Source organism: Candidatus Collinsella stercoripullorum (assembly GCF_027669965.1).
In the GTDB taxonomy this organism is placed as follows: Bacteria; Actinomycetota; Coriobacteriia; order Coriobacteriales; family Coriobacteriaceae; genus Collinsella; species Collinsella stercoripullorum.
The window spans coordinates 1-11628 of the sequence record NZ_JAQECM010000065.1 but is presented as its reverse complement, the minus strand read 5'-3'; the positions used below and the strand labels follow the sequence as shown (position 1 = coordinate 11628).

Genomic DNA, 11628 nt, shown 5'->3' with positions numbered 1-11628 from the left:
CGCGCGGGGCGCGGCCGCGCGCCGCGGACTCGTCGAGCGCACGCAGGATGCCCGCTACGCACAGCGCCGCGAGGAGCCCCGTGCAGCAGGACACGACGACCTCCATCGCTCCACCTCCTTCTCCCGCAGCGCCCCCGAGCGCAGCCCCTCCTCGATGAACGGCGGCTCGCGTACAAGTTCCCAGGTCGCGCTCGCCTCGTCGAACGACACGTACTCCGTGAGCTCGACGCCCCCGGCATCCGAACGGGAGACCCCCGTGTAGGAGGACACGTAGCGCCGGCCGCCCGGGGTGCGCACCGACATCACGATCCCGTCGAGCGCCATCGCGATCTGCTCCTCGATCAGGTCCCCCGGCAGGTCGATCCCGTAGCGCGCGAGCAGGGTCAGGCGCACCACGGCCTCACGGGCGCTCCCCGCGTGGAGGGTGGTGAGCGACCCGTCGTGCCCCGTGTTCATCGCCTGCAGCATGTCGATGCACTCGGCGCCGCGCACCTCCCCCACCACGATCCGGTCGGGGCGCATGCGCAGCGCGTTGGTGACCAGGTCCCTGATCGTCACCGCGCCCTCGCCCTCGATCGACGCCTCGCGCGCCTCCAGGCGCACCACATGCGGATGCCGCGCGAACTTGAGCTCGGCGGAGTCCTCGATGGTCACGATCCGCTCCCCCAGGGCGATCTCGCACGACAGGGCGTTCAGCAGCGTCGTCTTGCCCGACCCCGTACCGCCCGCCACGGCGAGGTCCTGCCGGAGCGCCACCGCGCAGCTGAGCAGCCCCGCGTACCAGGCCGGCAGCGACCCCAGGTCGACGAGCTGGGCGAGGGAGCTGATGCGGTCGGAGAACTTCCGGATGGTGAGCACCGGCCCGTCGATCGCCACGGGCGGGATCACCGCGTTCACGCGGTAGCCGCTCGGCAGGCGCGCGTTCACGATGGGGCTGCGCTCGTCCACGCGGCGCCCCAGCGGTGAGATGATCCGGTCGATCACGATCCTGATCTGCTCGTCGCTCTCGAACACCCCGGGCAGCGGGTGCAGCACGCCGGCGCGCTCGAAGAAGGCCGAGCCGCAGCCGTTCACCATGATCTCGCTCACCGAATCGTCATCCAGAAGGGGCTGCAGCGGCCCGAGCCCCACCACGTCGTCGAGGATCTCCTCGACGACGCGCGAGCGCGACGGGGCGTCCACGACCCCGCTCGCCCCCGCGTTCAGGACGGCCTCGATGGCGGGGCGCAGCTCCTCGCGCGACCGCGCCGCGTCGCGCGCGTTGGCGATGCGCGCGACCTCCGCGAACCCCACGCGCTCCATCATCTCGCGCTTCGCCGCGCGCTTCACGCGCCGCACGCGCTCGCTCGACGCGGCGCGCGCGTCGGCGGCCCTTCCGTCGTCCCCGCCGGCTTCCCGCACCCGTTCCAAGACGCTCATCTCGCCGCACCCCCTTCGCGCTGCCTCCAGGGAAGCCTGATCCGCGGGCGCCCCCGCTCCGATAGGATCTGGGCGCGCTGACGCTCCTCCCACGCCTCGAGCGGGCAGCCCAGCTCCTTCAGCAGCCCGTACGTGTGGGTCTGCACATCCCGGGCGAACGCGCCCGGCACGACCATGAGGTCCCCCAGGCGGCCGAACGACAGCAGGTCGGACACGAACGAGCCTCCGTCGGCGATGCGCATCCGCGAGCGCAGCGCCACCGCCATCTCGAAGCGCATGGCGCGCTCCTCGTCGCAGCCGGCGGCCCCGAACCTGTTGAACACGCTCGTCATCCTCGTCTTGGGCACCCCGATGCGCGACGCGAGCGCGACGGCGCGGGCCGTCGACGCGTCCGACGAGACGCCGCCCGACCCCACCACGAGGCACCGGTCGCTGCGCGCCACGACGGCGGCCGCCGCATCGCCCCAGAACACGGAGGTGTCCGCGAAGATCACGTCGGCCTCGCCGCGCAGGGCGTCGATCAGGCCCTCCCCGGGGCCCGACAGGAGCTCGGCCTGCTCGGGGAGGGAGCACGGCCCCCACAGCGTGAGCCCGGGGGCGATGCGCATGGCGGTCGCCTCGATCGCCTGCTGCGAGCAGGACGACGAGTCGTCGGACGCGACGAGCCCCGCGATGTCGCGCAGCTGGTCGACGCCCATCAGGTCGGCAAGGTTGCCGAACATCAGGTCGAAGTCGATCACCGCGGCGCGCAGCCCCATGTGCGCCGCCCACCAGGCCATGGCCGCCACCACGGTCGATTTGCCGCAGCCCCCGCGCCCCGAGATCGCGGCGATGACGGGGGCGCGACGCCCCGAGGACCCCGCCGCGGGCGCTTCGGCCGCATGGCGGACCGGGGCACCCGGGGAGGACGCGCCCCGTCCCGCGCCGACGGCAGGGGCGCCCGGAGCCGGAGCCGATACGGGCCTCTCCGGCCCCGCCGGAGCCGTAGCGCCCTCCGGCACCATCGCGCCCGCCGCCGCGGGCACCTCGCCGCCGGGCTCCGTCGCCGCAGGCGCCGTCGCGGCGCCCGCCGGCTTCGTCCCCTCGTCGCAGCTGGCGCCCCCGGGCACCGGGTTCGCATCGGCCGCCTCCGGGGAGGGGCCCGTCTGCGCGGGCGATGGCGCGGGAGCCTTCCGCGCCCCCGCATCGGCAGGCGCGTCCGCACCTGAGACGCGGGCCCGCCCGGAGCCGGACGCGGCCGCGTGCGGCGCCCCGCCCGACCCCCTTCCGACGGACGGGGGAAGCGGCCAGGGAGGGATCTCGAGGTCGGGGCCATCGCAGGCAGGGGGACGCCGAGGACGCTCGATACCGGGACCCTCTTTCGTGCGCGCACCCGACGCATCGTCCGGATCGGAGATGCCCCCTGCCGCGATGACCTCGGTCGCACCGGCGTAGAACAGGCGCGCGATCGCACCCGCATCCGGCTCGTCGGTGAACACCAGGATCGACTCCGCGCGGCCGTCGCGCGCGAGCTCGGCTACGGTGCGCTCCGTGCGCTCCTCCCCGCCGTGCGCGAAGATCGCCGCCCCTCCCCGGGCGCCGGCGAACACGTCCAGCACGCCGAGCAGCGTCCGCTGGTCGGCGAAACGCACCAGCTGGGCCGAGGCGTCCCGCGCCCCGATCTCGCGGCGGACTGTCGCCATCTCGTCGCCCGAGCAGCACACGAGCCAGATCGCCCCCATCACGCGTCACCCTTCCCCTGATCCGCATCGGCGCCTTCGGAGCCCGTCCCCTCCGCGCCGGGCCCGGTGCCGTCGTCATCCGCCCCGTCGCCCTCCGGCTGCGCCCCGGCGACCGTGAGGGTCACCTGGGCCCGGGTCGTGGCGGCGATGAGCTCCTCCACCGCGGAGGGGTCGACCGCGAGCGTCACCCAGCTCACCTCACCCCCTCCCGATGCGAGCGCGCTCGTATCGAGCACGCGCGCCCCGGCCAGGCGGTCGGCGACCCCGTCGCGCGACACGTAGACGTCCACCTCGTCGCCGCGCTCGAGCGCCCCTCCCATCGCGTGCTCGGGGTCGCTCGCCACGCAGACCGCGGCCATGCCCTCGGGAACCTCGAGCCCGTCTCCCGGGTGCTCGAGGTATACCGGGCACAGGACCGCCCGGCGTGGGATGCGCGAGGTCGCCACCTTGCCCGCCAGATCGCCCACCGAGGTGCTCGCATCGGCGGGCAGCAGGCTCGCGACCCACTCCTCCACCGCGATGTTGGTCTCGTCCAGCGTGTCCCCCGGCTCGATGTCGCGCGTCGCGACGCAGACCGGGACGAGGTCGCCGCCGTAGCGGGCGAGCGCCTCCCGCTGGGCGCGCTCCGCCTCGGCGCGGACCGACGAGGCGTACGCGAACGCCGTCATCGCAGCCGCGACACCGCATACCATGCTGATCGCGAGTCTCACCCTACGCTTCACCGCGCACCCCCCATCGGAACCGCCTCGCCCCGCACGCTCCGGCGCGCCCGTCGGGCCGCCGGGCCCTGCGGGCTCGCGACCATTGTGCGGGGCGGCGGCGGGGCGGCGGACCTCGAGTTCGGGAAGTCGCGCGCGACCTTACGGGGGCCTTCCCCCGTTCTTTCCAGCGCGTTCGGATTCCGGTAAGGGGAGGCGGGGCACGGGGGCGGGCCGGCGGCAAGGCAGGGCGGCCTCACCGGACGCGGCGGGGCGCACGGAGGCGGCCGGCGCGCTTCCGGATAGCGCGGCGCCGAACGCCGTCTCGGAGCGCGCTGCGGATTACAGGAGGCCGCAAGGGCCAGGCGCCGGCACGCCCCCAGGGGCCGCGGCGGCGCCTCGGCCCTGTATCGCACGCGGCGGCGCATGCGGGGGCAGCCGGTGACAGAAGCGATATGGCGCAAGGGGGCGACGACGAAAACGGCCCGCCGCACGGGGAGGCCGCGCGGATGCGCCCTACAGGTGCACGTCGGGATCGAGGCTCTGGGCGCTCACGCGCATCTCGACGGCGAGCGAGAGGAAGGCCTCGAGCCGAAGCTCGTCGACCTCGCCGTCCCCGACCGCCGCGCGCACGGCGCAGCCGGGCTCGTGCGTATGGGTGCAGTCGTTGAAGCGGCAGCCGCGCGCCGCGGCGACGATCTCGGGGAAGGTCCGCGCGAGACCGCGCTCATGGCCGACGAGCGGCAGGCTGCGCAGGCCCGGCGCGTCGGCGATCACGCCGCACGGGTCGGGCAGGGAGACCATCACGCGCGCGACGGTGGTGTGGCGGCCCATGTCGTCGCGCTCGCGCACCTCGCCGGTGGCGAGCGCCTCATGGCCGAGCAGGGCGTTGAGCAGCGTGGACTTGCCGGCGCCCGATTCCCCCAGGATCATCGCGCAGCTGCCGGCGGGCACGCAGGAGCGCACCTCGTCCAGGCCCTCGCCCGTCGCCGACGAGGTCGCGAGCACCCGCACGTCCCCGCCCGCCAGGCGGCGCACCTCCGCCTGCGCGCGGGCGAGCTCCGCGGCGTCGCAGCGGTCGGCCTTGGTGAGGACCACCACGGACTCCGCCCCGCAGTCCCGCACGAGCACGAGGGAGCGGGCGATGCGGTCCCGCACGAGCGCCGGGGTGTCGCGGGAGGACCCGAGCGGCTGGACGATGAGGACGGTGTCGATGTTGGCGGCGAGCACCTGGCGCTCCCCGCGGCTCTTGCCCCGCCAGCGCTCGAAGACCGTGCGCCGCGGCAGGACGCGCTCGATCACGCCCATATCGTGGCCGGGCGCGACGCGGACGGCCACGCAGTCGCCGATGGCGGGCAGCAGGCGCTCGCCCTCGCCGCGGCGCTTGGCGAAGCCGACGGCATGCTCCGCGCGGAAGGTGCCGCCGTCCGTCGCCACGAGGGGGAACCCGCGGTCCAGGCGCACCACGAAACCGAGGCGCATCTCGTCCGCGGCGCCGCCGTCCTCGCGCCCGACGGCCGAGGCGAACTCCTCGAACGCCGCGACCTGCGCCGCATCGGCCCGCAGGTCGGAGAAGGACGGGACGTCGCGCAGCATGTCCAGCTTGGGCAGCGCGGCGACGAGCGTCTCCCGATCGGGGGCCGCGCCTCCCCGGCGCCCCGCCGTCCCGCGCCTGCCCCTCGCCTTGGCCGTCTTGCCCACGCGCTCCCCTTTCGTCCGCATCATAGCCATGCTCGCTTCCGCCGGGCGGCCCGCCCGCCCCCCGCGCGCCCCGCGGGTGGCCGAGGGCGGCTCCCCGGCGTTTCCCCAGCCAGTGTATCCCATCGGGGGCCGTGACCGCATGCGGGCGCGGGATGCTCCCGCAAACGAGAGACGCCGGGCGGGCTTCAGCTCTTTCGCCGTGAAAGGAGGAAAGCGGCAAAAAAGCTGAGGCCCGCCCGGCGCAGGGGAGGGAAAGCGGGTTGCGCGGTTTTTCCCACCGCGTCGACGGCCATACGGTGGAAAGGCCGCTCGCGTCGCGGGCATCTGCCGGCGTCCCGACGATACGGACCGCCCTGTCGCGCGCCCCTTCCCCGTCATCTCCATGGTACGGGCTCCGCCCCGCCCCCACGTGTCCTTACGGTGTGCACGTGTCCTTGCGGTGTTCTCGATCCCCATACCCGATGACGGTTCAGACTATATGCGGGCGGGCGCCCCGATCCCATGGTCCGCGAACCACCTTTGCGCTCCGACGCGACGTCACGGCGCACATCCCGGCCGGATGGGCGCGCACCCGGGGCAGCCCCCGGACGTGGGAGGGTGGGCGCGCGCCCGGGACAGCTCCCGGCCTGCGGGGGTGGACGCGCGCCCGGGACAGCTCCCGGGTCCGGGAGGGTGCCCCGGGCGCGCCGCGGACCGCCTCGACGCCCACTGCCGCACGCACGTTCCGTTCGTTTTCGGGAATCTGGCACGATTTCGCCGTTTCGGGGAGGGTCGGCCGTCCGAGCGGACGCGCCTCCTTCCGGGGACGGGGAGCGCCGGCGCCATCAAGGGGCCGTTCAGCTTCTTGAAGCGGACAAAACGGTGCCGAAGCCGGAGCAGGCGGGCTGCACGCCACCCCGAACCCCGCGCCACCGGACCCGGAGCGCCCCGAGGACCATCCGAACGGGAGCCCGGGCGTCGGCAACCCTCCCCGAAACAGCGATTATTTGCCAGCCCGACGGATACGAACGAAAACGGGAGCCCCGAAGGGCTCCCGTTGCAGCGGATCTGTCAGTCCTGTCCGGTTCGGACGGAACGGATGCGAGGCGATGCGCTAGTCGTTCTTCTCCACGGCGCGCATGATGGCCTTGTAGACCTCCATGATCGGGATGATCAGGAAGGCCAGGCCGATGGCGCAGGCGAGCGCCTCGAGCGGCAGCTCCATGAAGCCGAACATGACGGCCAGCGGGTGGAACTCGACGACCACGACGGTGAGCACGAGCGCGAGCAGCGCGGCGCCCCACAGCCACTTGTTCTGCTTCTTCATGGAGAACAGCGACGCGCGGCGGCTGCGCATGTTGAAGCAGTGGAAGATCTCGACCATCGACAGGGTGATGAACGCCATGGTGACGCCCTCCTCGTCGGCGGTGCCGGCGATCATGTCGGCGATGTCGATGTAGCCCATGTCGAAATACACGCCCACGAAGAAGGAGGCGAGCACGAGCAGCGTGATGATGACGCCCTGGAAGACGATGTCGACACCCATGCCGCCCGCGAAGACGCCGTCGGTGGCGTTACGCGGCTTGCGCTTCATGATGTCGCCCTCGGCCTCCTCCATGCCGAGCGCGAGCGCGGGGAAGCAGTCGGTGATGAGGTTGATCCACAGCAGCTGGACCGGCTGGAAGATCGTGAAGCCCACGAGCGTCGCCACGAAGACCGAGAGCACCTCGGCGATGTTGGCGGACAGCAGGAACTGGATGACCTTGCGGATGTTGTCGTAGATTCGACGGCCTTCCTCTACCGCGTTGATGATGGTGGCGAAGTTGTCGTCGGCGAGCACCATGTCGGCGACGTTCTTGGTGACGTCGGTGCCGGTGATGCCCATGCCCACGCCGATGTCGGCGCGCTTGATGGACGGGGCGTCGTTCACGCCGTCGCCGGTCATGGCGACGATCTTGTCGCGGCTCTTCCAGGCGTCGACGATGCGGGCCTTGTGCTCGGGCTGGACGCGCGCGTACACGCTGTACTCGGTGACCTTGTCCTTGAAGTTCTCGTCGGAGATCTTGTCGAGCTGGGCGCCGGTGATGGCCTGGCTGGCGTCCTCGCAGATGCCGAGGTTCTTGGCGATGGCCACGGCGGTGTCGATGTGGTCGCCCGTGATCATGACGGGACGGATGCCGGCCTCCTTGGCCTCGGCGATGGCCGGGGCGACCTCGGGGCGCTCGGGGTCGATCATGCCGGACAGGCCCACGAAGGTGAGGTCGTGCTCGAGGGCCTCGGGGCTGCAGTCGGCGGGCTGGCCGTCGTGCATGCGCACGGCGGAGGCGAGCACGCGCAGCGCCTGGTTGGCCATCTCCTTGTTGGCGGCCATGATCTTCTCGCGGCGCGCGTCGGTCAGGGGCTCGACGGAGCCGTCGGCGTTCATGACCTCGGTGCAGCGGCCGAGCACCACGTCGGGGCCGCCCTTGGTGTACTGCTCGAAGGTGCCCTCGGGGGTCTTCACCACGACGGACATCATCTTGCGGCCGGAGTCGAACGGGGCCTCGCCCACGCGCGGGTACCTCTCGGCGTTGCCGCCCTCGTAGAAGCCGAGCTTGGCGGCATCGTTGACGAGCGCGCACTCGGTGGGCTCGCCTATGGACTCGCCGGCGGACGGGTCCCACTTGGCGTCGGAGCACAGGGCCATGGCGCGGACATGCAGCTCGTCGGGGCCCTCGACCTCGTGCTTGATGACGGTCATCTTGTTCTGGGTGAGGGTGCCGGTCTTATCCGAGCAGATGATCTGGGTGCAGCCGAGGGTCTCGACGGCGGTCATCTTGCGGATGATGGCCTGGCGCTTGGACATCTTGGTGACGCCCATCGAGAGGACGATGGTGACGACCGCCACCAGGCCCTCGGGGATGGCCGCGACGGCGAGCGACACGGCGACCATGAAGGTGTCGAGGATCATCTCGGGGTTGCTGCCGAGCTCACCGCCGTGACGGAGAAGGTCGACGGCGAAGATGACCACGCAGATGCCGAGCACGAGCTTGGTCAGGATGCCGGAGAGCTCGTTCAGCTTGATCTGCAGCGGGGTGAGCTCCTTCTTGGCGGTGGTGAGCGCGTCGGCGATCTTGCCCATCTCGGTCTTCATGCCGGTGGCGGCCACGACGGCGGTACCGTGGCCGTAGACCACGGTGGAGCCCATGTAGCACATGTTCTTGCGGTCGCCCAGCGGCACGTCGTCGGTGCCCTCGGCGAGCACGATGGGATCGGTGTGCTTCTCGACCGGGACGGACTCGCCGGTGAGGGCGGCCTCCTCGATCTTCATCGAGGCGCTCTCGATGATGCGGCAGTCCGCGGGGACGGAGTCGCCGGCCTCGAGCAGGACGATGTCGCCGAGGACCAGGTCGGCGCTCGGCAGGTGCTCGAGCTTCCCGTCGCGGATGACCTTGGACTGGGCGGCGCTCATCTCCTGGAGGGCGGCGAGGGCCTGCTCGGACTTGGCCTCCTGGACCACGCCGAGCACGGAGTTGATGACGACGACGGTGAGGATGATGATGACGTCGGCCCACTCGGGCTCACCCTGGATGGTACCCGTGATGGCGGAGATGGCGGCGGCGGCGATCAGCATGATGACCATGGGGTCCGCCATCTGCTCGAAGAAGCGCTTCCACAGCGGTGTCTTCTCTTCTTCATCGAGCTTGTTGGGACCGAACTCGGAGAGGCGCTGCTGCGCCACGGCTCCGGTCAGGCCCGTCTCGGCATTCGAGGACTGCGCTTCCAGCACATCCTCAGCCGAAGCCAGGTACTCTTTCTCCATACCTTTCTTCCTCCTGGGTGTCGTGCCAACCAACAGGTTGAAGCCCGATCATAATTCCCCAGGAGAGCGGGGCAAGGGCCCTTCAAGGCTGCCATGTTAGCTGGCGTCTTGCAGTGACTAGCAATAATACCCTATAACGACGGATTCAAGCCTACAGACTCTCCCCGGAAAAGGCCATGATACAAATCGCGAGAATTGCCCGCGGGAGCCGAGCGCCCCGTGGTCTCCGTACTATGTGCATCGGACCGGGCAGGAGCGGGATGCGCACCGGGACCGCGCGGCGCGCGCCCGCCATCGGGGCGGCGGGATGTCCGCCCGCCCCCGCGGCGCCGGGCCGCGGGCGGTCCCGCCGATTCCCCCATCGCGACACGGGGAACTGCCCCATCTGCCATCAAACGCGCATCCCCCCACCGCCGCGGAACACCCTGCGCATGTACGGCGAAGGCCCCGGAGGGCGCCGTGGCGGCAACCCTCCGGGGCCTTCCCGGGCTCTGGCGGAACCGGAAGCGGACGGTTAGGCGTCCTTCTCCACGGCGCGCATGATGGCCTTGTAGATCTCCACCAGCGGGATGATCAGGAAGCCGAGCACGAGCGCGGTGATCATGCCCTTAGGCTCGAGATGCTCGACGCCGAAGAAGATCATGGACAGGGCGTCGACCTCGACCACGATGAGCGTGAGGATGAGCGCGAGGATCGCGGCACCCCACAGCCACTTGTTCTGCTTCTTCATATGGAAGATGGAAGCACGGCGGCTGCGCATGTTGAAGCAGTGGAAGATCTCGACCATGTTGAGGGTGATGAACGCCATCATGACGCCCTCTTCGTCAGCCATGGTGGTGGCGAGCTGCGACAGGTCGATCGTGCCCAGGTCGTAGTAGACACCGCAGAAGAAGCTCGCGAGCACCAGCACGGTGATGATAAGACCTTGGACGATGGTATCGAGACCCATGTTGTTGGCGAACACGCCGTCGGTGGCGTTGCGCGGCTTGCGCTTCATGATGTCGCCCTCGGCCTCCTCCATGCCGAGCGCGAGCGCCGGGAAGCAGTCGGTGACGAGGTTGACCCACAGCAGCTGGATGGGCTGGAACAGGGTGAAGCCCATGAGCGTGGCGGCGAACACCGAGAAGACCTCGGCCAGGTTCGCGGACAGCAGGAACTGGATGACCTTGCGGATGTTGTCGTAGATGCGACGACCCTCTTCGCACGCACCGATGATGGTGGCGAAGTTGTCGTCGGCGAGCACCATGTCGGCGACGTTCTTGGTGACGTCGGTGCCGGTGATGCCCATCCCCACGCCGATGTTGGCGTGCTTGATGGAGGGCGCGTCGTTGACACCGTCGCCGGTCATGGCAACAACCTTGTTCTTGGACTTCCACGCCTCGACGATGCGGGTCTTGTGCTCGGGCTGGACGCGCGCGTACACGCCGTACTTCTCGATCTGCGTGTCGAGCTCGGCATCGGACATCTTGTCGATCTCGGCGCCGGTGATGGCCTGGTCGCGACCCTCGACGATGCCGAGGTTCTTGGCAATGGCCACGGCGGTGTCGATGTGGTCGCCGGTGATCATGACGGTGCGGATGCCGGCGCCGTGGGCCTCCTTGATGGCCGGAGCCACCTCGGGACGCTCGGGGTCGATCATGCCGGACAGACCGCAGAACACGAGGTTGTTCTCGAGTGCCTCGGCGGAGAAGTCGGTCGGCTTGGTGTCGTAGGTACGGCTGGCGAGCGCGAGCACGCGCAGCGCCTCGTCGGCCATGGCCTTGTTGGCGGCGAGCAGCTCATCGCGCTTGGCATCGGTCATGGGAACGATCTTGCCGTCCTCGTAGATCTGCGTGCACAGGTTCAAGATGACGTCGGGTGCGCCCTTGGTGTACTGCTCGAAGGAGCCGTCGGCCTCCTCGACCACAACGGACATCATCTTGCGGCCGGAGTCGAACGGGGCCTCGCCCACGCGCGGGTGCTCGATGTCCAGCCCCTGCATCCCGGCGCGGCCGGCATCGTTGACGAGCGCGCACTCGGTGGGCTCGCCCACGGCCTCGCCGGCCTGCTCGTCCCACTTGGCGTCGGAGCACAGGGCCATGCCGGCCAGCAGCTTCTCCTCGGAGGAGGCGAGCTCGTGCTTGACGACCGTCATCTTGTTCTGGGTGAGGGTGCCGGTCTTGTCGGAGCAGATGACCTGGGTGCAGCCGAGGGTCTCGACGGCGGACAGGTTGCGGATGATGGCCTGGCGCTTGGCCATCTTGGTGACGCCGATGGAAAGAACGATGGTCACGACGGCGACCAGGCCCTCGGGGATGGCCGCGACGGC

The 11628-nt window shown here is 70.7% G+C and carries 6 protein-coding genes; all 6 read right to left on the bottom strand.

Annotated features, from left to right (window positions below; genetic code table 11):
* Positions 1-54: 54 nt before the first annotated feature.
* Positions 55-1419 carry a CpaF family protein gene (locus PHA29_RS09750; protein WP_270849421.1) on the bottom strand — a complete coding sequence of 455 codons (1365 nt, stop codon included), beginning with the start codon at positions 1417-1419 and terminating at the stop codon, positions 55-57.
* Complete coding sequence (locus PHA29_RS09745; protein WP_270849420.1) at positions 1416-3140, bottom strand: P-loop NTPase; 1725 nt, start codon at positions 3138-3140, stop codon at positions 1416-1418. The genes PHA29_RS09750 and PHA29_RS09745 overlap by 4 nt, the downstream gene beginning before the upstream one ends.
* Positions 3140-3862, bottom strand: coding sequence for a Flp pilus assembly protein CpaB (gene cpaB / locus PHA29_RS09740; RefSeq protein ID WP_270849418.1), 723 nt, complete (start codon positions 3860-3862; stop codon positions 3140-3142). The genes PHA29_RS09745 and cpaB overlap by 1 nt, the downstream gene beginning before the upstream one ends.
* A gap of 492 nt (positions 3863-4354) precedes the next feature.
* Positions 4355-5569: a ribosome small subunit-dependent GTPase A gene (gene rsgA, locus PHA29_RS09735; RefSeq protein ID WP_408612049.1), complete on the bottom strand. Its 1215-nt coding sequence runs from the start codon at positions 5567-5569 to the stop codon at positions 4355-4357.
* 1063 nt (positions 5570-6632) lie between these two features.
* On the bottom strand, positions 6633-9320 hold the full coding sequence (locus PHA29_RS09730; RefSeq protein WP_270849416.1) for a cation-translocating P-type ATPase: 2688 nt from the start codon (positions 9318-9320) through the stop codon (positions 6633-6635).
* A 514-nt stretch (positions 9321-9834) separates the two neighbouring features.
* Positions 9835-11628: cation-translocating P-type ATPase (locus tag PHA29_RS09725; RefSeq protein ID WP_270849414.1), on the bottom strand; the 1794-nt coding region annotated here is incomplete at its 5' end.

What these genes read in the sequence shown, in the direction of transcription:
- PHA29_RS09750 (WP_270849421.1), bottom strand. Translation starts at nt 1,419, where the DNA reads ATGAGCGTCTTGGAACGGGTGCGGGAAGCCGGCGGGGACGACGGAAGG.
- PHA29_RS09745 (WP_270849420.1), bottom strand. Translation starts at nt 3,140, where the DNA reads ATGGGGGCGATCTGGCTCGTGTGCTGCTCGGGCGACGAGATGGCGACA.
- rsgA (WP_408612049.1), bottom strand. Translation starts at nt 5,569, where the DNA reads ATGGCTATGATGCGGACGAAAGGGGAGCGCGTGGGCAAGACGGCCAAG.
- PHA29_RS09730 (WP_270849416.1), bottom strand. Translation starts at nt 9,320, where the DNA reads ATGGAGAAAGAGTACCTGGCTTCGGCTGAGGATGTGCTGGAAGCGCAG.